This window comes from Alkalilimnicola ehrlichii (assembly GCF_003399765.1).
Taxonomy (GTDB): Bacteria; Pseudomonadota; Gammaproteobacteria; order Nitrococcales; family AK92; genus AK92.
This window is the reverse complement of sequence record NZ_NFZV01000019.1, coordinates 47,400-68,281: the sequence shown is the minus strand read 5'-3', so window position 1 is coordinate 68,281 and position 20,882 is coordinate 47,400. Positions and strand designations below refer to the sequence as shown.

Below are 20,882 nucleotides of genomic sequence, written 5' to 3'. Positions count from 1 at the left end.
GCTTGTTATTCTGGGTTTATTCTAAACCGTTGCCTTTGAAGCCGTTGTTGCGGCTGTTTCTTGCTTCGCTGTCGGTCGCGATAGGCAGTTATAGGCTTCGATATCGAAGCGTCGGGTGAGGTGCCGAAAGCGCCAGGTGAAGTCCGGCCACAGCATGTCGTTCTTACCCGATTTCGGGTGCAGATACCAGCTCCGGCAGCCGCCGACTTTCCACACGGCCGTATTGGATTTTTCTTGCAGCCATGCGTTAAAGCGGTCGAGAACGTTCTCTTTAACGTCCACTACCTCTATCCCATAGCGTTGCATCGTGTCGAGTGCGTCGAGGATATAGCGGATTTGCGACTCGATCATATAAATCATCGAACTATGGCCAAGCCCCGTGTTCGGTCCGATCATGACGAACAGGTTGGGGAAACCGGCTACCGTTGTGCCTTTATAGGCCTCCAAGCCTTCCTCCCATGCATCCATCAGGTCGCGCCCCTCGCGGCCGATGACGCTGCCTTTTGCAAACGGGAAATGAGAGTCGAAACCGGTACCGAGGATGATTGCATCGACTTCTCGCTGCCTACCGTCGGCGGTTTCGATCCCGGTGCCGGTAATGCGGCGGATATCGGTGGCGATAACGTCGACATTGGGCTGAGCCAGTGCCGGATAGTAATCGTTGGAAATCAACACTCGCTTGCAACCGAAGGTGTAAGCGGGTGTGACCTTGCGCCGCAGCTCCGGGTCTTTGATGTGTCGCCGGATATGAGAGTAGGCTGCCCGCTGCGGTAGCGACATGAAGCGCGGGTTAACGGCAAACGCAATCGCCCGGGTTTCCAAAACGCTATAGATAAAGCCCCGGTAGAGCTTTTGCACGGCGGGAACATGGCGGAAAAGCCAGCGTTCGAGCCGCGTGTAGCGGCGATCCGGTTTCGGAACGACCCAGGGCGGCGTGCGTTGGTAAAGGTCTAGCCGCGCGACATGGGGCTGGAGCCGCGGTACGAACTGGATCGCCGAGGCTCCTGTCCCGATCACGGCTACGCGCTTTCCCTGTAACGGATAGTCGTGGTCCCAGCGTTGGGAGTGAAAGCAGTTGCCTTGGAAATGCTCCAGGCCTTCGATTTTTGGATAAGCGGGCTTCGACAATGGGCCGTGGCCGATAAGCAGAATCTTCGAGGAGTGCCGGTTGCCGGCCTGGTCGGTCAGCTCCCAGACGGCTCGGGTTTCGTCCCAGCGGTAGGCGACGATGTGGGTATCGAACCGTATTTGCGGATGCAGGTCGTATTTCTGTGCACAGCGCTCTAAGTACGCCCATATCTCCGGCTGCGGTGGAAATGTGCGCTGCCAGTCGGGGTTGGGCTCGAACGAGAAAGAGTATAAGTGCGATTGAACGTCGCACGCACAGCCTGGGTATTGGTTGATCCGCCAGGTTCCGCCGACGCCGCCTTCCTTCTCGAAAATCACGAAATCGTGTTCGCCCGCCTGCTTAAGCCTTATTGCCATGCCTAGGCCGGAGAAGCCGGTGCCGATAATGGCGATTTTGCTCCTGCTGTTCGTTCTAGGGCTTGTTGTCATAATAATGGCCCCTCGCTCCTGTACGTCCGTGTTTTGCGTTTTCTTAGCGTAACCGAGCGGCTATGGCAAGCAAGCTGTTTGTGGGTGTTTGCTTTTAACGGCAGAGGCCTGCCTCGATTTTCTCCGAGCCAGGCCTGCTGGATTACCGGACAACGAATGCGCGCTTAAGCGGGCGGTACCCGCTTTTTCTGCGCCGGGAGAAACCCCTCGTTAGCCAATTTCCTGTGTAAGGCGTGCGGCGATAAGTTGGCTAGATCTTTAGGTACCTCGCGTAAATCGATATCGCCGTGGAGGTGGCTGCTGATTTGCGGCCGCAGATAACCCAGCATCTGCTTTTCGGCGCAAAGGACAACGTGACGGAAGCCGTTCGCGGCGATCATGCGATCCAGCTCCGAAACCAGATCTTTCGCAAATGCCTTATTATTCTGGCGTTCGTTCTGGTCGCGGTGTTCGTCATAATTATGATGTGGAATGCCTACCACTTGCCCGGCACGTTGTGCGGCTGTGTGTTCGCGGTGGGCGCCGCGACGCGTTTCGGTCCAGTATTCGCTTTCCTGAGCTACGTGTTGCGGGTTGGCAAGTGACTTGCGCTCGATAAGTTTAGGGCCAGGGTCGAACTCCGGTACTTCCGGGGGTTCTAAGGTGAAGATGCGGGCTCGTGCCACTTCAGCGACCACAACGCAGTATTCGCTCATAGTTGTCTCCCGTCCTGTCTGCTCACGGCGGGGCGGAGACCCGGATAGATCGCCTCCCTCTAATTGAGTCTTTGGGGTGGTGGGCGATTTATCTCAATATGGCACTATAGAGCCAGGTCGGTTTCGTTGTAAAAGTTATCGATGGTGCGGACGTTTCGCTGCCGGCACCGGGTGAGGGCTGTGCTGCTGTTAGCGTGACGGTGTCGCTGCGAAAGACGCTGTTTCCTGAATTAGGCGGGCAGTCTGCCGAAAGAGGGGACGTCGGGCAGGTGCGTTTTTTGAATATTCGTCAGTAGGGGGCTTGAATATGGGCCGTGTGCTCAAGTGGATCGGGCTGGTTTTTTTGATTCTGGTAGTGCTTTTGTTGGGCGCTATGGGGGCAGCGTTGCTGCTGATCGATCCGAACGATTATCGCGACGACATCGAAGCCATCGTCGAACGCGAAACCGGGCGCGAGCTCAGCATCGAAGGCGACCTCAAGTTGTCTTTCTACCCCTGGCTGGGGTTGGAGCTAGGCCGTACCAGCCTGGCCGACGATCCGGCATTCGACAGCCCGGAGCCGTTTGCCGAAATCGAGCGCGTTTATTTGGCGGTCCGCGTGTTGCCTTTGTTACGCCGCCAAATCGAGCTGGACACCCTGGTTTTGGAGGGCGCCCGGGTGCGTCTGATCGTCGACGAAAACGGTCGGGGTAACTGGGAGCAGCTCATCGAAGCGACCGCCGATGACGAGCGAGAGCCGGTAGAGCGTCCGGAAGACGAAGAGCCTACCGAGGTCGGCATTACCCTTGCGGACATCGGCGGCGTGCGACTAACCGACGCCTTCTTCTCCTACGAGGATCGCCAAACGGGCGATCGCTACGCTATCGATCCGCTGAATTTCGAAACGGGCCGTATTCGCTTCAACGAACCGGTGCCGGTGCAGTCGAGCTGGACGGTCAATCTGCCGGACGATATGAGCTTAGCCGGCAACTTACGTCTTGAGGTCGAATTCGACGCCGCGTTCGAACAGCTTCTAGCGCGTAATCTTAATCTGCAACTTATCGCTCGCGGCGAGGCAATCCCGAACCGGGAGCAGAGCGTGTCGTTGCGGGCCGAACGGATCAACCTGGATCTGGCCGCCGGCCGTTACGAGTTGCCTGAATTGCGCATCGGTGCTGCGGGGATCGAACTACTTGCCGCCCTAGAAGCTCGGCAAGACGACGAGCAGCTGAGTGCCCAGGCGCGGGTCGATGTGCCCGAGTTCGATGCCCGAGCGCTGCTGGCGCGGCTTGATATCGACGCCCCGGAAACCGCCGACCCCGATGTCTTGCAACGCGTGGCAGCCACCATGGACGTGATTTGGGCCGACGAGCAGCTCGACTTGCGGACTCTGAATATCGCGCTTGACGATACCACCATTAGCGGCCGTGCTCTGGTGCGCTCTTTCGAAGGGCCGGTAGCGGAGTTTGCACTGAGCATCGATGCCATCGATCTCGATCGTTACCTAGGGCCGGAGCGCGAGGACGAGGCCGAAAGGATCGATGGCGAGCCGGTGGAAGAGGCCGAATTCGACTTGCCGTTGGAACTGTTGCGCGGGCTGGATCTGACCGGCGAATTCAGGCTGGGGCAACTGCGGGTTGCCGGTTTGCAAATGGCCGATATGGCTGCCGACCTGCGGGCCGAAAACGGCGAGATTAGGCTTTCGCCCATGCAAGCGAATCTCTATGACGGCCGCTTCGAAGGCGAGTTGATTTTCGACGTGCGGGAAGACACTCCCCGTTTAGCGATGCGCAAGGCGCTGCAAGGTATTCAAGCCGGGCCGTTGACCGAGGATCTGCTCGATGACGACTGGGTGACCGGGCGCGGCGATGTGGCGTTTTCTCTAACGATGGTAGGCAATAGCGTCGGCGCCTGGCTCAACAGTTTGACGGGCGAAGGGCAGTTTCAGTTTGACGAAGCGTCTGTCCAGGGTATTAACATCGCCTACGAGCTGCGGCGTGCGCAGGCGCGGTTGCAGAGACGCGATGCGCCGGAGCGGGAGGATGACGTCAGCGACTTCGCGCGTTTGACCGGCAGCTTCGTGGCCGAGGACGGCGTGATCCGCAACGAGGATCTGCGCGGCGAGTCGCCGCTAATGCGTATTACCGGCGAAGGCGGCGTTAACCTCACGGACATGACCCTCGATTATCTGCTGACGGTTAACCTGGTGGATACGCTCACCGGCGCCGAAGGCCGCGAACTCGACGAGCTGCGTCGTATTCCGATTCCGATCCGCGTTCGCGGTCCGCTGGACGACTTCAACATCAGTGTCGACCTGCAATCCGCATTGATGCAGCTGCACGGCGAACAACTACGCGAAGCCGAGCGGGAAGCGCGCGAACGTCTGCAACAAGAGCAGGACCGCCTACAGCAGCGTGTCGAAGAAGAGCGGCGGGAGCTGGAGGAGCGTTTGGAGCGCGAGCAAGAGCGTGCGCGCGAACGTGTCGGCGAGGAAGTGGAAGGCCGAGTACGCGATTTGCTACGCCGTTAATGCTATGAGTCTAACGCCCGAAGCCTTTAGCGGCCGTGTGCTCGAATGGTTCGACTGCCACGGCCGCCATGATTTGCCCTGGCAGCGGCCTGCTACTCCGTATCGGGTGTGGGTCTCGGAGGTAATGCTGCAGCAAACTCAGGTAGCGACCGTTATTCCGTACTTCGAGCGCTTTATGCAGCGTTTTCCCGACGTCGCCAGCCTTGCTGCTGCCGAGCAAGACGACGTGCTGGCCTTATGGTCGGGGCTAGGGTATTACGCTCGTGCGCGCAATCTGCATAAAGCTGCTCGACAGATTGTGGCCGAACATGGAGGCGAGTTGCCCACCGATCTGGAGGCCGTCGAGGGGTTGCCGGGTATCGGTCGATCCACAGCCGGGGCGATTCTCTCCTTAGGCAGCGGCCAGTGTCACCCGATTCTGGACGGCAACGTTAAACGGGTACTGGCACGCTTCTATGCCGTGCCCGGCTGGCCGGGGCAAAGTGCCACCTTGAAGCGTTTATGGGCGCTTAGCGAGCGGAATACGCCGCCGCTCCGGTGCGCGGCGTACAATCAGGCTATGATGGATTTGGGCGCGACGTTATGCACTCGCTCCCGCCCGGCATGTCACCGTTGCCCCTTACAGAATGGCTGCGAAGCGTATGCGCAAGGGCAGCCGACGGCGTACCCCGAATCTAAGCCGAAGCGGCCGCAACCGCGCCGTCGGGTCAACATGCTTTTGCTGGAAAACGAGGGGGCCTTGCTTCTGGAGCGGCGTCCGCCGAGCGGTATTTGGGGCGGGTTGTGGAGCTTTCCCGAGTGCGAGCCGGGGGCGGATTGGCGGGCATACTGTCGAACGCATTACGGCTTGGAACCAGGTAAAGCCACCGAGTGGGAGCCGTTGACGCATATTTTCAGTCATTTCCGATTGGAAATAACCCCGATCCAGGTTCAGGTCATCCCGTCGCCAGGGCAAGTCATGGAACCGCGTGACACCGTCTGGTATAACAGCCGCTCAATGTTGACTCGCGGGCTGGCCGCGCCGATCGAGCGGTTGCTGGCAAAATGGAGCGAAGGAGACCCTTTATGACGCGAACGGTAAACTGCATCAAACTCGGCCGCGAGGCTGAAGGCCTAGAACGCCTGCCGTATCCCGGCGAGTTAGGCAAGCGGATTTACGAGAATGTCTCCAAAGAAGCCTGGCAAGCTTGGATTCAGCACCAGACCATGCTGATCAACGAATACCGACTAACCCCGGTCGATCCTAAAGCGCGCAAGTTTCTGGAAGGCGAGATGGAGAAATTCTTCTTTGGCGAAGGGGCCGAAACGCCGCCGGATTATCGCCCGGAATGAGGTTTTCATAAGAGAATTGCACTGTAGCTCTTGACGCTGCGGTTAATATCGGGTGAAATGAGCGCCTCTTTCGGAGGCCAGGTAGCTCAGTCGGTAGAGCAGGGGACTGAAAATCCCCGTGTCGGCGGTTCGATTCCGTCCCTGGCCACCATTTTCTCTATCTTCCCATCTTGATGTTGCAGCTTCTGACTGTCTCGATTCTTAGCTACAGGAATCGAACCAACTTGTTTATTGTCGGCGGTTAGATTGCTCGGCTCATGCTGAGCCTCGGCCCTTCGGGCTCGCCTAGCGGCGACCTAATTCGCCTGGCGGCGAATTGGTCCGTCCCTGGCCACCATTTTCTCTATCTTCCCATCTTGATGTTGCAGCTTCTGACTGTCTCGGTTCTTAGCTACAGGAACCGAACCGACTTGATTTATTGTCGGCGGTTAGATTGCTCGGCCCATGCTGGGCCTCGGCCCTTCGGGCTCGCCTAGCGGCGACCTAATTCGCCTAGCGGCGAATTGGTCCGTCCCTGGCCACCATCTTCTTTCTATTCCCCGTCTGCTATCGCAACTTCTAACTGCTTTGGTTCTTGCTAACAGGAATCGAACCGACTTGTTTATTGTCGGCGGTTAGCTTGCTCGGCCCTTCGGGCTCGCTCGTGGTCTTTGTTGTTTCTGAGGACTGAATCCCCCCGTGCCGGGTAATTACCGGGCATCCTGCGTCTTGTCTCTCTACTTATCGTGTTTTCCCGCGCGGACGATCTGCGTTGCATTCGTTTCTGCTGGGCTATGGGTGCCTGCGCTCGCTGATAGATTTGTGCTTAGTCCCCAGATTACCTGAGAGAGCATTTACTAGCCGCCGGGCAATGGGGGCCTTTCCAGGTACGAGAGGAGGAAGGAGGTTGTCGAGCTTCGGTGATGCCTTAATTCAGGACCGCGAAGAGGTTACCGAGCGCTGGTACACCGCTTGGCGGTGTTCTCCGCATCCACACCTCAATGTGGGCGAGGCGGCACTGAAGGACCATCTTTCGGTGCAGCTTAAGGTAATCGGCGAAGGTCTCTGCGATCTTAGGGATGCAGAGGAACCTGGCGAGATCTGGCAGGTCACCGAACGCCTCGACCCAGAAGCGAGAGTCTCCCAAGAGATACCGATAGAGGAGGTGGTTCGGGAATACCGCATCGTTGTCGATGTCATTCGTCCCTGGGTCCGAGATCGCGGGTTGCAGGTCAGCTTCGACGAGTACTCCTATTTCTATCAGTCGATTTTCGAACTGACGGCCGAATCGGTGCGACGCTACACCATCTATCAGGCTGAGAAGGTGGCGCGGGATCGAGCTTACTATCTTGCTGGCCTCGCGCACCAGATGCGTTCTCCCCTGAGCAGCCTCTCGTTGCAGCTTCAGATGTTGCAGCGTTCCGCCAAGGTTCCCGCGGATTTGCTCGGTCCATCGTTGCGCAGCGTGCGCCGGATGACATCCCTGATAGAGAGCGTCATGCGTCTGGAGCGCTTCAAGCCCGAGGAGTTGCCGGTCAGGCCGCGCTGTCTGCGGCCAGCAAATCTCATCGATGAGGTGCTGGATGACCGGAGGGCGGAAGCGGGTTCCAAAGGGTTGCGGTTGGAGATTCGTGCAAACCGCTCATTGGAGATGGACGTCGACGAACATCTATTTGTAGATGCCCTCGGCAATCTGCTGGATAACGCAATCAAGTACACGGAATCGGGGTTTGTCAGAGTCGAGGTGGAGGAGGAGGACGATCATGTTCTCTTTAAGGTCAGAGACTCGGGGGTGGGCATATCCAAAGAGCGACAGGCGGAGTTGTTTCGGCCGTTGAAGTCGGCCGCCCAAATGGGTTGGGCATCGGTCTTCACATAGCGCGCCGAGCGGTGATAGCACAACGGGGTGAAATTGGTGTAGAGAGTCAGCCCGGACACGGGGCGCTCTTCTGGTTCCGCTTGCCACGCAAAGTTGCGGTGTCGAATTAGGCGTGCAGGATATCGCACGTGGGTGCAACGCGGCCTTTTTGTCTTTGGGATGATCACTGTGTCGAGCAACGACCGGCTCCGGTAAGTAGCTCCCCTGCGGATAGGCTATGAACGCCTGACTATTGCATAGAAGGATAGCTGCCTGCACGTGAAGGAAAATGACCGAACGGTAGACAGGAGAGTCTCGATCATGCTCAATATTGGCATCATTCTCGGCAGCACCCGGCCCGGACGCAATGGCGAGGCGGTGGCACGTTGGACTTTCGATTTGGCCAAACAGCGTACGGATGCGGAGTTCGAACTCGTCGATATCAAGGATTTCAATCTGCCGCTCCTTGATGAGCCGGTGCCGCCTTCGCTCGGCCAGTACAGCAACGAGCACACGAAAGTCTGGTCGCGCAAAATCGATGCCTTTGACGCGTTCGTCTTCGTCACCCCCGAGTACAACCACGGTACCTCCGGAGCACTCAAGAACGCGATCGACTATCTCTACCGCGAGTGGAATAACAAGGCTGCCGGATTCGTCTCCTACGGCAGTGCCGGGGGCACTCGTGCCGTCGAGCACCTACGCTTGGTGATGGCCGAGTTGCAGATCGCCGATGTTCGGAGTCAGGTGACGTTCTCGTTATTTACCGACTTCGAGAATATGAGCGCGTTCAAGCCCGCGGGCTATCATGAAAAACGTTGAACGGTATGCTTGATCAACTTATCGCGTGGGGCGGAGCGCTGAAGCGTCTACGCGAGGGCTAGCCCCTCCTAGGATCTGTTGCTATGATAAGAAGAATGCGCCTGTCGGCGGATCGCAAACAAGAACTTACAGAATTCGCTCACCAGCTGGCCGATGTGTCGGCCGAGGCGATTCTGCCGTACTTCCGTACTTCCCAGGCGGTGAACAACAAGGCCGCCGGTGGGTTCGACCCGGTCACCGTCGCCGATCGGGAGGGCGAGCGCGTCATGCGGGCGCTGATTGGCGAGCGTTATCCTGAGCATGGCATTTTAGGCGAAGAGCATGGAACCTCGGCGGGCGACTCGGAGTTTACCTGGGTGCTTGACCCTATCGACGGTACGCGGGCTTTCATTACCGGCTTGCCGTTATGGGGCACCTTAATCGCGTTGAACGACGGCATATCGCCCGTGCTGGGCGTTATGAACCAGCCCTTCACCGGCGAGCGCTTTATGGGTAATGGCGAGCGGGCCTGGCTTGGCGATACGCCATTAGCTACCCGGGAATGTGCCGATTTGGGCGATGCCATTCTTATGTGTACCACCCCGGAGATGTTCGACTCTCCAGAAAGCCGGCACGCTTTTGCGGCCGTTGCCGGGCAGGTGCGCATGCTCCGTTACGGCGGCGACTGCTATGCCTACTGCATGCTCGCTATGGGAATGGTGGATTTGATCGTCGAGCGGGATCTCAAGCCCTACGATATCCAGGCGTTGATTCCGATTATCGAAGGCGCCGGCGGGCGGGTGACTAACTGGCAGGGAGAGAGCGCGCAGGCGGGGGGGAGATAGTCGCCTGCGGCGATCCGCGCTTGCACGCAGCGGTGCTGAATATCCTTCGGGCCGAAGCTCGCTAAGATCGACAAAACTGACGCTGGGCGCTAAACGCGCCCCGCCGTGTTGCGGTTAAAGCTTACCGACCCGTTTGCCATTCCCGAATTAGTGCCTTTACTAAGTCCGACGCCGGCATTTCGCGAGCAAGCGGAGCACCTTGGCCGGCCCAATGAGCGGCGAACTCTGCATTACCTTGCTTCGCCGCGGCTGCGGCCAACGCTTTGCCGGCGTCGTAGGCGATGGGATAAGCGGGCGGCCGGGGCGCGTTGGGGCGGTCAACTTCGGTGTGCATCCGGTTGACGATGCCGCGCGCAGGGCGGCCGGAGATACCGCGGGTGACGCCGGTATGGCGACTGCGGGAGCTTTTCAGCATCGCCCGGTAGGCGGGAGGGCAGCCGATTCCGGGCAGAGAATAAACGCGGTGCCGAGCTGAACGCCGTCTGCGCCGAGACTCTGCGCGGCGGCAATGCCGGCTCCGTCCATGATGCCGCCGGCGGCGACAATGGGAATTTGGCAGTGTCGCGCAAGCAAGCGAACAAGGGCAAAGGTGCCTAAGCTCAGGTCGCCTTGGTCCGGATCGAATACGCCGCGATGGCCGCCGGCTTCGGTGCCTTGTGCGACCACCGCGTCGAGACCTGCCGCTTCGATTTGGCGCGCTTCGTCGAGCGTCGTCGCACAGCCAAGCGTGACAATGCCGGCCGCGCGCAGGGCGTCGATCCACTCGGTCGGCGGTAAACCGAAATGGAAGCTCACCACCGCCGGGCGCTCCTCAAGCAGCATCTCCAGCATCGGGCGGTCATCGACAAAGCTTCGGTAAATTTCGGATAAACCGCTTGGCGGCGTTGCGCCGAACTCGGCGAAGAACGGTTGCAGGTGCTTGAGCCAAGCCGCGTCGTGCTCGCTATCGGCGCTGGCGGGGCGATGGCAGAACAGGTTGACGTTGAAAGGCTGCGGCGTTAGTGCCCGGGTCGCAGCGATCGTTTCGCGCGCGGCATCCGGCGTGCTGGTGCCGATCGCGATCGAGCCGAGCGCACCGGCGTTCGAGACGGCGGCGGCTAGCTCCGGGGTGGAGACGCCAACCATCGGCGCTTGAATAATCGGATGTTCTATCTTCAGTAAGCGCGATAGAGGGTCGGTGCCGGCCATAGAGGACTCCTTCCGGTTTGGGGCATTATCGGCGCGCCGCGCCGTCGCTTATTCCTTGTAGTAAACGATCTGATGGCTGCTGGCTAGCAGGGCGCCGTCCGAGCCCCAGATCTCCGCGCTTTGATCGAAGAAGCCTTTGCCGAAATGTACTCCCTTGGCAAGGCCAAGTACCGGCGCGCTGCCTTGCTCGGCCAGTTGCGCCGTATCGGCGTGAAAGTAGGTTGTGAGCGCCACGGTGCCAAAGGGAACGCGTTTGGGGCGTCGTACGAAAAGGCGGGGGAAGAAGGCGTCGCAAATGGCGGCCAGCGAGACGAAATCGAGCGGGCGCGGTGGCTGGTCGCGTAACCACAGCCGCGATTGCGAGGGATGCTCTCGTTGTTCGTCTACACCCGGGAAACCGTCGATAAATCGCATCTCGTAGCAGTTTGTCCACGGTGCGTGCGGTAGTGGCGGTGTGACTGCAACCGACTCGGCGTTTGGAACCTGTGGGTATTCGGCGTCTGTCGTGCCCCAGGTATCGCGCCGAATGGCGGTAACGGCGGTAGCAAAAGCGGCCGTTTGTTCCTCCTGGATTAGCTCCACGAACCAGTGTTGCGAGCTGCGGTTGGTTCGCATGATTCTTAGTCGGACAGTAAATTCGCCGTCGCTAATGGGGGCGGCGTAGTGGACGGTGAACGAAACCGGTTCGCCGAGGCGTTCCGGGTGTTGAATAATGGCATTCAACAAGGTTGCGCCGATGACGCCGCCGAACGGACCGATCATATTTTGATAGGCGGGATTGGTCCGGCCGGTATACGTGTTGCTATCGACGCCGTCGAGGGCGACGGCTTGATCGAGTATGTGTAAAGTCTGGCGAGCGGTCATAATATTCCTAACGTCCGAATCTGCTGGTTTATTATCTTTTTCTGATCCTATCGCTGCTTCGACCTTGAATGCTATAGCTATCGTTTTATCAAACGACGCAGGTAGGGGCGCACGCCTAGGGCAATTAATATAAACAGGGACGACCAGGCTAACCAAGCGGGTAATAATTCGTGAGCGGCCCCGACTTGGCTGACGACGTTAACGCCTAGCAGGCTCGCCAGTTGGTCGGTCAAGAGGCCGAGCGTGATGGTGCTGATGAAGATTCCACCCAGGTAATAGGCCAAGGCCGGCGTGCCTAACTCTTTTCTAAGTACGGCTAAGGTTGCCATGCTGGTAACGGGGCCTGCCAACAAGAACACTAGTGCCGTGCCGGGAGAGACACCGGCAAGCAGCATTCCCGCGGCTATGGGTGTGGCGGCGCTGGCGCAGATATAAAGCGGAATGCCAATGATGGCCAACAGCAGCATGGGCAAGATGCCGCTGCCGTAATTAGCCATTGCTTCCGGAGGTACGAAACTCACGATCACGCCGGCGATAATAAGGCCTGCCAGTATCCAGCCGCCGATGTCTTGCAGTAAATCGGAAAAGGCATAACGCATTCCCTCCTGTAAGCGACTGCTGAGACGGGTTTGCGTGGCCGGCGCTGACGGCTTGCTATGATCGCCGCAGTCGCTTGCGCAGCACGTGCCGGCGGGGGCGGCTGCAGGCGCTTGCTGGATGGTGTCGCGGCGTTCGCTGAACGCGACCATCACGCCGGTTGTGATGGCTGTGACGACCGCGCCACCTGCCCGCGCTATGACCATAAAGGGGCCGAGCAGCGCGTAAGTGAGCGCAATCGAGTCGACGCCGACGCTGGGCGTGCCGATCAGGAAAGCCGTCGTCGGGCCGCGCCCGGCGCCGCCACGGTGTAGCGTCAGCGCGGTCGGTATCGCACCGCAGGAGCATAACGGCAATGGCGCTCCGATTACGGCTGCTCGTCCTATGCCAAGCAGGCCTCGACCGCCGACCCAACGTTGCAGCAGGCTTTGCGGGATCAAGGCTTTGATCAAACCGGCTGCGAACAGACCCGCCAGCAGCCAGGGCGCGGCGGTAAGCGCTACCGCGAGAATTTCGTTAAAAACGGTCATGCCTCATTGCTCCTGAGTATCTTTCCGGCAGCAATGAAAAAGCAGCCTCGCTCGCCGTGCATCTTGCCGTTGGCCGGCGTCGCGCTTTTTTCATTGCCTTTATGGCTGACGATACTTAGGCTAAACCCTGTAATCATTGCAGGGTCAAGCGGGGTTAGCGAATATGTTCAAGATAGGCGAGGTGGCGCGACTTAGCGGGTGCTCGCGGGAGACGATTCGCCATTACGAAAAGCTTAAGTTACTCAATCCACCGCGGCGGGCTGCGAACGGTTACCGGTATTACGATGAGACCGCGATTAAACGACTTGGTTTTATTCGTCATGGGCGGTCGTTGGGCTTGGATTTGCAAACGATCAGCGAGCTGTTGGCGCTAGCCGAGCACCCGGACTCGGATTGTGCGAGTGCCGACCGCATCGCTCGGCATCATCTTGAACGTTTAGAAGAGCGGATTGCATCGCTAGAGCGGCTTGCCGATGAATTGCGTTCGGTGGTCGTTCAATGCGGCGGGGGGCGCGTGGCGGATTGCCGGATTATCGAGGCCTTATTCGATGCGCGCTACGAGGCCGAATAGTTAGCGTCCGTTTTTCCCGCCAATTGGGATTCCCACCGATGTACCTGTTGCGCCGTATTTGCTCGCGTCTGAGCGAAGACTTCTTACTGCTTGCCTTGTTGTTGGCGCTGCCGCCGTTGTATTTCGTCGCCGACCTTTCCTCGGGCGAACTGCCGGGTTTGGTGGATTGGCACACGATTGCCGCCTTGGCCGGTTTGATTGTGCTAAGCCGGGGTTTGGAAGAAAGCGGTTATTTGGCGCAGTGCGGGCGCTGGTTATTGTCGCGGGTCCGCGGCGAGCGAACGCTAGCGCTCTTTCTGGTGGGGTTTTCTGCGGCGTTGTCGGCTGTTGTTACCAACGATGTGGCGTTGTTTATCGTTGTGCCGTTGACGTTGGGCTTGCGCGTTGTGAGCGAATTGCCCGTAGGGCGTCTGATCGTTTTCGAAGCCTTGGCGGTGAATGCCGGTTCTGCGATTAGCCCGATTGGAAATCCGCAAAATCTTTTTCTCTGGCAGGCTTCGGGCGTCGGTTTTTTCGAATTCGTTAGCGTGATGGCGCCCCTGTCTCTGGTTCTTATGCTGATCTTGGTGCTGGCGGTGCCGCTGGCGTTTTCTCGAAAGCCGATTCGCGTTGCGGGGGATTTCGAGTCGCCTGTTTTGAACAAGCGGCTGCTGTGGCTTTCCTTGCTGTCTTACCTGCCTTTTTTGCTTTTGGTGGAAACCGGCTGGGGGCCTTATGCCGCGCTCGCCGTGCTGGTTCTCTATGCCGGGTTGTACCGCCGCGTGGTTTTGGGGGTCGATTGGTTATTATTGCTGATCTTTGTCCTCATGTTTGTCGACCTCGGTCTGTTAGCGAGTCTGCCGGCGTTTCAATTACTCGGTAGCCATATCGAGCAATGGCCGGGCGGTATGTTTACGGCGGGCGTTCTGTTCTCGCAGCTTATCTCTAACGTGCCTGCCGCCATTTTCTTAGAAGGGCTTGCCGACGATTGGCAGCGGCTTGCGTGGGGCGTCAGTGTAGGCGGATTCGGCCTGGCGATCGGTTCGCTGGCGAACTTAATTGCACTGCGTTTGGCGCGTCAAAGAGGGCTTTGGCGCGAGTTCCATTGGTGGTCGGTACCGGTACTGATCGTGAGTTGCGTAGCGGTGGCTTGCTTGTTGCGATGAGTCTGTCTTCACTGCTTCGGCTATTTTCTTAATAACCCTTGCCTCGCTGCAAAGTAGCCTCAGGTTTTTACGCCAATCAGCCCGCCTGGGCTCAACGTTTACCGCTTGCGTCAGGATCTTGCTATGTCCGACCGGGTTGCGATTCCCGACTCCCATTTCCGGTGGCTGTTTGAGTCGTGTCCGGATGCCTATCTGCTCTTGTTGCCTGCCGCGCCGTTTACCATCGTGGGGGTCAATCGGGCTAGGGAGGCGGTGACCGGTGTGACTCGCGATGCGGTACTAGGACAGGGTGTCTTCGAGGCTTTTCCCGACAACCCCGACGACCCTACCGCCACCGGCGTTACTAACCTGCGCGCTTCGCTTGAGCGTGTGGTCGCAACCAATGCGCCCGACACCATGGCTTGCCAGCGCTACGATATCCCGGGTCGGGAGGGCGCCTTTGAAGAGCGTTACTGGAGTCCGGTCAATGTGCCGGTGTTATCGCCGCAAGGAGAGCTGCTTTATATCTTGCACCGCGTCGAGGATGTTACTCGGTTTGTGCGGCTTTCGCGGCCCGCGAATCCGAACGCAAGCTTACGGCATCGTTGCAGGCCAAGAATCAGGAAATGGCCGTCGAATTACTAAAACGTAGCGAAGAGCTGGACACTGCTAACCGGCAGTTGCGTCTTGAAGCGCGCAGAAAAGACGAATTTCTGGCGACACTTGCCCATGAGCTACGAAACCCATTGACGGCTATTCACAACAGTGCGCAGTTGGTAAAGCGCGTTACCGGTTCCGGTGTCACACGCTACCTCGATATTCTGGAGCGGCAAACCGATACGCTCCGCGGGCTGGTGGACGATTTATTGGATGTATCCCGCATAAGCCGCCAGCGCATCGAGTTGAAGAAAGAGGAGGTCGATCTGGCCGAGACGGTACGGCATGCATTGGACAGTGTGCAACCCCTGATGGAGGAAAAGCGACATTGGGTTGAGGTGAGCTATCCCCTAAAGCCTGTTGAGGTGGAGGGCGATAGGATTCGCTTGGAACAGATCTTAGTCAACTTGCTGACTAATGCGGCCAAGTACACCGATGCCGGTGGGCATATAAGCATCGAGCTGGGCGCCGATGGATGCTACGCCGAGGTCCGAGTTCGCGACACAGGCATCGGAATGACTCCTAAGCAGTTACAGCAGGTCTTCGATCTGTTCGATCAGGCAGAGGTAGGGCTCGATCGCGCGAAGGGAGGGCTTGGCATCGGTCTGAACATTGCGAGAAGGCTCGCCGAGCTGCATGGCGGCAGCCTAGAAGCCTTTAGCGACGGTCTTGAGAAAGGGGCCGAATTCGTGGTGAAACTCCCGTTGACCGCCGCTGCGGCGGTGCCGGAGGCCGACAATTCTCGTTCCCATCCCCACTCGAGTAGCAAAGTGCGTATCTTGTTGGTGGAGGATAACCCCGCCATTGCCGAGACAATGTCGCTGTTGCTGAAAGAGCTGGGCCATCAAGTGCATGTAGAAACCGATGGTCGAAGTGCCTTGCGTGCGGCCGAGAAAATAGAGCCGGAGCTGATCCTGCTCGACATCGGTTTGCCGGGTATGGACGGTTACCAAGTGGCTGATCGTCTACGCCAGAATCCGCGTACGGAAGGTGCGGTGTTGGCGGCATTAACCGGATACGGGCAGGCGCGCGATGTTGAGCGCGCACAGCAGGCGGGTTTCGACCGGCATTTCACGAAACCGGTAGATCTTGCCGAGTTAGAGGCGTTCGTGGGCAACATAGGGGAGCAACAGCATTCACCCCAGCATTAGTCGTTACTTAACTATAGCAAACAGTAAGTCGTACCCCCACCCTTTGCAGGCTGTCGAAGAAAGCGCAGGGACGGCTGTAGGACAGAGCGTTCTAATGAAAAAAGAAGGGTAAGGACGTTGCCAGCCAAAGCTCGCCGCCTGTTAGAGCCAGAAGCAGGCAGCTGGAAGTCCGTAAGGAACATGGACCGGGAGTGTAGCGGTAATGGTCGAACGAACGAGTCAGCTCCGGGACGAGGGATAGCGAGGTGGACAGCGATCAAAGACTACGTTTAATCAGCCGCGCCACGAATGACATTATCTGGGATTGGGATATCGAAACGGGGTGGTTGGCGTGGAACGATGCCGTCGCTTCGCAGCTTGGCTATACCCCCGAGGAAATGGGGCACAGCCTTGGGGCTTGGGAGGCTCTGATCCATCCCGATGACCGGAAGCGGGTTGTCGACAGCCTACACATGGCCGTCGAGAAAGGCGAAGACGGATGGCATGAAGAATACCGGCTGCGTAAGCGCGACGGGAGCTATGCGACGTTCATGGACCGCGGCTACATTGCCCGCGACCAGTCCGGTAAGTCTTGCCGGATGATCGGCTCGTTGTTGGACGTCACCGAGCGCAGAGGCATCGAAGAAGCGCTACGGGCGAGCGAAGCACGCTTTCGGCAAATGGCTGATGCCGTTCCTCAGATTATCTGGATTGCCGACCCCAAGGGGAACATCGAGTTCTTTAACCGCCAATGGTTTACCTATACTGGCCAGGACGATAAAGCAACCACGGTTGAGGAAGCTGCGTATAAGGTCGTTCATCCGGCTGACGTAGAACGGGTGCTGACAGGTTTAAAAGAGTCTCATTATAGTGGCGAAACTTTCGTCTCGGAGATGCGCTTACGGGCGAAGAATGGCGACTATCGGTGGTTTCTTGTCCGGGCCGTGCCTTACTGCGAGGCCGATAGCGGTCGAATCATCCGTTGGTTCGGGGTATCGGTCGATATTCATGACCGTAAGCTTGCCGAGGAAGCACTGCAGGAAGCCGATCGGCACAAAGACGAATTCTTAGCGATGCTGGCCCACGAGTTGCGTAGTCCTTTAGCCGCTATACGCAATACCGTGCACCTGCTGGAGAAGCGGCCGGAAGCTCCGGAAGCTGCTCGTTATCTCGGCATCGTCAAGCGACAGACACGGCGGTTGAGCGCGTTGGTTGACGATTTGCTGGATGTCTCTCGGGTAACGCGCGGATTAGTGACGCTTCGGACAGAGCCTGTGAATCTGTCGGATATTGTCGATCGCGCGTTAGAGAGCGTACAAAGCTTAGTTGACGAGAAGCGGCATCGTGTCCGGGTTGCCCGACCTAGTGTTCCGGTATGGGTCGAAGGGGATGCGATACGACTTGAACAGATTCTGGTGAACTTGCTGGCCAACGCGGCTAAATATACCGATGCGGGCGGTAATATCGATCTGCGCTTAACGACCGAAGGCGATAATGCCGAGCTGCGAGTGCTCGACAACGGTATTGGGATGAAGCCGGAGGTGCTGCGTCATGTGTTCGATCTGTTCGGCCAAGCCGAGCGTGGTCTGGATAGGGCAAAGGGCGGTCTGGGGATCGGTTTAACGATTGTTAAGAATCTGGTTGAGCTGCATGGCGGTACGATAGCGGTGCACAGTGCCGGCCCGCATCGGGGCTCGGAGTTTATCGTCCGATTTCCTTTGGCCGCCGGGCAACCCTCTCGTGCAGAGCAGCAGATGGTGGTCGAGCGGTCTCAGCATCGAGGGCTTGGCGGTGTACGTGTGCTGGTGGTTGACGACAGTTCTGAGATCGCCGAAACCCTGGCATTATTGCTCGAAGATGCCGGGCACGAGGTGATGGTGGCTAACGATGGCACTGACGCTTTGCGCCTGGCAGCGCAAGCGAAGCCGAACGTGGTATTGCTTGATATCGGCTTGCCGGGTATGGACGGCTATGAGGTTGCCCGCCGCATGCGGCGCGAACCCGCCACCAAAAACGCCTTGATGGCTGCCTTAACGGGTTATGGCCAGGCCTCCGACCGGGATAAGGCCTTGGCGGCGGGTTTTGACCGTCATTTCGTGAAACCGGTCGATATCGACACTTTAGAAGCCTTCGTCAACTCGGCCGCTACCCAAGCTTCGCCGTGATCCGTCATCCCCACCCCCTTCGGGTTAATCCCGCAAAGCTTAGCTCTCGCTTGCGCTGGCTTCGAGTGGCTGCTGTTCGAGGATGTCGGCAGGGCGATAGGTTTCGCCGTGCCGAACGACAAAAAACTCCTCCTCGCTTATGCCCGCCGCCGCGCGCGCAGCGGCGAGCACCTGTGGCGGCTCGTCCAGCGGCTCGTCGGTGAGTCGTTCAAACGTGCCCCAGTGGATGCCAAGCGAGCGCCGTGCTCTGAGTTCGCGATGTATACGGACGGCTTCTTCCGGATGAATATGCTGATTATGCATAAACCAGCGCGGCTCGTAGGCGCCGATCCCGATAGCGGCTAGATCGAACCCGCCCATTCGCTCGCCGATGTCGAGGGTATCTTGCGAATAGCCGAGGTCGCCGGAGAAGAAAAACCGAAAACTAGGGTGTTCCGCCGCCCAAGCACCCCATAATGTCGTATCGCGGTCCCACAGCGTGCGCGAGCTCCAGTGCTGGACGGGCAGGAACGTGAAGCGTACGTCGCGGTGATCGTACGTATCCCACCAATCGAGCTCTCGTAAGTGCTCCCAATCGCCTTTTGTGACGTTCTTGCTGAACCAGCGCCCTAAGCCCAGCGGCAGCAGGAAGAGCGGAGGCCCGCCCGCTTGCCGATACAGTGCGCGTACGCTACGCCGATCCAAATGATCGTAATGGCTGTGGGAGAGCATGACGACATCGATGGGCGGCAAGTCGGCCAACGCGATCCCCGGCGGTTGGTGGCGTGGCGGGCCGGTGAAGGAGAACGGCGAGGCGCGGTTGGAGAAGTGTGGGTCCGTGAGCACATTCAGGCCGCCGATTTGCAAGAGCAATGTGACGTGCCCGATCCAGGTCACGCTTGCTTCTTCCCGATTTGCGTGCAGATAGGCCAGGTCCGGCTCGATCGGCATGATCGGGGCTGCCGGCGGTTTCGGTAGCCCGGCCCGAAACCGCTGCCATTGCCAGCGTAGGAAATCTTTCCCCGTCGGAGCGCCATGCGGATAGTTATTCCGAAAGCCGTGCGGCGTGTGATGGGGCTTTTGGGGGTCGTAATAGGGGTTGCGCGGTTTTATAGCGCGTTGCAGCCATCGGCCGAAGCGGCGTGCGGATTGAGTTGGCTTTGTGGGCTGAGGCATTCCGTTATTCCTCGCGCAAACTGGCTCGGTAGAGGCGAACATAATAAATCAGATTTTGTCGCTAGTGATCGACCGCTAGTGGTTAATCATCTTGTTTGCCGCCCAATTGTGGGTATACTCGGCGCTACTCGTTCTAATCAGAGGGCATTTTTCCTTGGACTCTAGTAGTTGTAGTTGCCGTAGCAACCATATGCTTATCCCGTTCGTGCGGTAAGCGTCCAGGAATCCGCTGATCTCTGGCTCGCTTCCCGCCAAACGGTAGGAAGCGAGTGCGAATCCAATCCGTTGACTGCCCGTCGACGTCCGTTTCGACTCCGCTTTCCTTGTTTTATTCCGCAGTGACCGTTTTCGCCCGCCAGGCGAGCGTTTAGCTTTGCCTGTCATGCAAACGTGTCATCGTGTGCGTGTGGGAAACACAAAATGTCCCTTGTCGTGCCTGCTTGGCGGCAGGCGAGCTACGAGAGAGAGGCATTTTGTGCTTCCCACCGGATAACGACCGCTTCCGCTTGCCGCGGAAGCCGGTTCGGCGAGTTCCCCGGCCTGTTTGCCAGTGGGTTGGGGAGAGGGGAGTACGTTATGGCTACAATCATGCCTTATCTCGTTGCGGCTGGACATCTGCTGATGGCGGTGTTGTTGGGCGCGTTGATCGGTGTCGAGCGCCAGCGCCGGCAGCGAATGGCCGGTTTGCGAACCAATGCCTTGGTGTCCTTAGGGGCCGCGGCATTCGTCATGCTCGGTGTGATGGTCGAGGGCGAGCTTAGCCCGACCCGGGTGGCCTCGCAGGTGGTGTCCGGCATCGGCTTTCTCTGCGCCGGGGTCATCATGCGCGATGGCTTCAACGTACGCGGCTTGAACACGGCGGCTACCTTATGGTGTGCGGCGGCGGTTGGGGTGTTGGCCGGTTCCGGTTTCGTGATTCACGCTACCTTAGTGACCTTCGTGGTGCTGCTGGCGCATTTTACGCTCCGCCCGTTAGCTGGCTGGATTAATCGGCAACCGCTCGACGAGCAAACCGAAGTTGAGAGCCATTACCGCTTGCGCATTGTGGTTCGTCGCGACGACGAAGCGCATATTCGGGCCTTATTGATGCATATCGTTAATAACGGACCGCTGTTGCTGCGCGGTTTACACAGCGCGGATGGCGACGGCGGCGACAAAGTGCGGGTAGAGGCCGAGTTATCGGGTACCGGGAAAAATAACGATTTCCTTGAGCAAGCCGTGGCGCGGTTGAGCTTAGAAGGGGTCGTCAGCGAAGTGAGTTGGTCTTTACTGCCGATCGACGAGGCGCGTAACGATCGCGGTGTGGGCCTGTTCGGCCGGTAACGGTG

20 protein-coding genes and 1 tRNA gene are annotated in these 20,882 nt (G+C 58.5%); 14 read left to right on the top strand and 7 right to left on the bottom strand.

The features are described from left to right. Positions 1 to 21 precede the first annotated feature (21 nt). Entirely contained in the window at positions 22 to 1,557 is a 1,536-nt protein-coding gene (locus CAI21_RS16365; RefSeq protein ID WP_116303276.1) for a flavin-containing monooxygenase, read from the bottom strand. A 164-nt stretch (positions 1,558 to 1,721) separates the two neighbouring features. After that, a complete protein-coding gene (locus tag CAI21_RS16360) occupies positions 1,722 to 2,252 on the bottom strand; it encodes a host attachment protein (RefSeq protein ID WP_116303275.1) in 531 nt (176 codons plus the stop codon). A 307-nt stretch (positions 2,253 to 2,559) separates the two neighbouring features. Here CAI21_RS16360 and CAI21_RS16355 point away from each other — a divergent pair, with 307 nt between their 5' ends. From CAI21_RS16355 to hisN, 8 genes are all read left to right on the top strand, one after another. Next, entirely contained in the window at positions 2,560 to 4,761 is a 2,202-nt protein-coding gene (locus CAI21_RS16355; RefSeq protein WP_116303274.1) for an AsmA family protein, read from the top strand. Next, the gene (gene mutY, locus CAI21_RS16350; RefSeq protein ID WP_309544714.1) at positions 4,700 to 5,830 is read left to right on the top strand and encodes an A/G-specific adenine glycosylase; all 1,131 of its coding nucleotides are present in this window, start codon (positions 4,700 to 4,702) and stop codon (positions 5,828 to 5,830) included. The genes CAI21_RS16355 and mutY overlap by 62 nt, the downstream gene beginning before the upstream one ends. Beyond that, entirely contained in the window at positions 5,827 to 6,093 is a 267-nt protein-coding gene (locus CAI21_RS16345; RefSeq protein ID WP_116303272.1) for an oxidative damage protection protein, read from the top strand. Before mutY ends, CAI21_RS16345 begins: the two co-directional genes overlap by 4 nt. 75 nt (positions 6,094 to 6,168) lie before the next feature. Next, positions 6,169 to 6,244 (top strand) — tRNA-Phe (locus CAI21_RS16340). Between the two features lie 735 nt (positions 6,245 to 6,979). Then, positions 6,980 to 7,951, top strand: a complete 972-nt coding sequence (locus CAI21_RS16335; protein WP_181919481.1) for a sensor histidine kinase — start codon at positions 6,980 to 6,982, stop codon at positions 7,949 to 7,951. A gap of 11 nt (positions 7,952 to 7,962) precedes the next feature. Beyond that, positions 7,963 to 8,061 carry a hypothetical protein gene (locus CAI21_RS26085; protein ID WP_404840886.1) on the top strand — a complete coding sequence of 33 codons (99 nt, stop codon included), beginning with the start codon at positions 7,963 to 7,965 and terminating at the stop codon, positions 8,059 to 8,061. Positions 8,062 to 8,251: 190 nt separating this feature from the next. Continuing rightward, positions 8,252 to 8,749: an NADPH-dependent FMN reductase gene (locus CAI21_RS16330; RefSeq protein ID WP_258868161.1), complete on the top strand. Its 498-nt coding sequence runs from the start codon at positions 8,252 to 8,254 to the stop codon at positions 8,747 to 8,749. A gap of 83 nt (positions 8,750 to 8,832) precedes the next feature. Next, complete coding sequence (gene hisN / locus CAI21_RS16325; protein ID WP_220348578.1) at positions 8,833 to 9,573, top strand: histidinol-phosphatase; 741 nt, start codon at positions 8,833 to 8,835, stop codon at positions 9,571 to 9,573. A gap of 121 nt (positions 9,574 to 9,694) precedes the next feature. Here hisN and CAI21_RS25680 read toward each other — a convergent pair whose 3' ends face one another. The 4 genes from CAI21_RS25680 to CAI21_RS16310 all read right to left on the bottom strand — a co-directional run bounded on the left by CAI21_RS25680 (position 9,695) and on the right by CAI21_RS16310 (position 12,752). Continuing rightward, the gene (locus tag CAI21_RS25680) at positions 9,695 to 9,988 is read right to left on the bottom strand and encodes a nitronate monooxygenase (protein ID WP_309544963.1); all 294 of its coding nucleotides are present in this window, start codon (positions 9,986 to 9,988) and stop codon (positions 9,695 to 9,697) included. After that, the gene (locus CAI21_RS16320) at positions 9,982 to 10,761 is read right to left on the bottom strand and encodes an NAD(P)H-dependent flavin oxidoreductase (RefSeq protein ID WP_309544962.1); all 780 of its coding nucleotides are present in this window, start codon (positions 10,759 to 10,761) and stop codon (positions 9,982 to 9,984) included. Before CAI21_RS16320 ends, CAI21_RS25680 begins: the two co-directional genes overlap by 7 nt. Positions 10,762 to 10,809: 48 nt before the next feature. After that, on the bottom strand, positions 10,810 to 11,625 hold the full coding sequence (locus CAI21_RS16315) for an acyl-CoA thioesterase (protein ID WP_181919480.1): 816 nt from the start codon (positions 11,623 to 11,625) through the stop codon (positions 10,810 to 10,812). Positions 11,626 to 11,702: 77 nt separating this feature from the next. After that, positions 11,703 to 12,752 carry an SO_0444 family Cu/Zn efflux transporter gene (locus tag CAI21_RS16310; protein WP_116303270.1) on the bottom strand — a complete coding sequence of 350 codons (1,050 nt, stop codon included), beginning with the start codon at positions 12,750 to 12,752 and terminating at the stop codon, positions 11,703 to 11,705. 163 nt (positions 12,753 to 12,915) lie between these two features. Here CAI21_RS16310 and CAI21_RS16305 point away from each other — a divergent pair, with 163 nt between their 5' ends. The 5 genes from CAI21_RS16305 to CAI21_RS16285 all read left to right on the top strand — a co-directional run bounded on the left by CAI21_RS16305 (position 12,916) and on the right by CAI21_RS16285 (position 18,399). Next, complete coding sequence (locus tag CAI21_RS16305; RefSeq protein ID WP_116303269.1) at positions 12,916 to 13,323, top strand: MerR family transcriptional regulator; 408 nt, start codon at positions 12,916 to 12,918, stop codon at positions 13,321 to 13,323. Between the two features lie 38 nt (positions 13,324 to 13,361). Beyond that, on the top strand, positions 13,362 to 14,468 hold the full coding sequence (locus CAI21_RS16300; protein ID WP_116303268.1) for an SLC13 family permease: 1,107 nt from the start codon (positions 13,362 to 13,364) through the stop codon (positions 14,466 to 14,468). Between the two features lie 123 nt (positions 14,469 to 14,591). Beyond that, positions 14,592 to 15,092, top strand: a complete 501-nt coding sequence (locus CAI21_RS16295) for a PAS domain-containing protein (protein ID WP_116303267.1) — start codon at positions 14,592 to 14,594, stop codon at positions 15,090 to 15,092. After that, complete coding sequence (locus CAI21_RS16290; protein WP_116303266.1) at positions 15,074 to 16,255, top strand: hybrid sensor histidine kinase/response regulator; 1,182 nt, start codon at positions 15,074 to 15,076, stop codon at positions 16,253 to 16,255. Before CAI21_RS16295 ends, CAI21_RS16290 begins: the two co-directional genes overlap by 19 nt. Before the next feature lie 245 nt (positions 16,256 to 16,500). Beyond that, positions 16,501 to 18,399, top strand: a complete 1,899-nt coding sequence (locus CAI21_RS16285; protein ID WP_116303265.1) for a PAS domain-containing hybrid sensor histidine kinase/response regulator — start codon at positions 16,501 to 16,503, stop codon at positions 18,397 to 18,399. Positions 18,400 to 18,438: 39 nt separating this feature from the next. Here the strand turns inward: CAI21_RS16285 and CAI21_RS16280 are convergent, their stop codons facing one another. Then, the gene (locus CAI21_RS16280; protein WP_116303264.1) at positions 18,439 to 19,554 is read right to left on the bottom strand and encodes an MBL fold metallo-hydrolase; all 1,116 of its coding nucleotides are present in this window, start codon (positions 19,552 to 19,554) and stop codon (positions 18,439 to 18,441) included. Between the two features lie 576 nt (positions 19,555 to 20,130). Here CAI21_RS16280 and CAI21_RS16275 point away from each other — a divergent pair. Continuing rightward, positions 20,131 to 20,877, top strand: coding sequence for an MgtC/SapB family protein (locus CAI21_RS16275; protein WP_116303263.1), 747 nt, complete (start codon positions 20,131 to 20,133; stop codon positions 20,875 to 20,877). Positions 20,878 to 20,882: the final 5 nt, after the last annotated feature.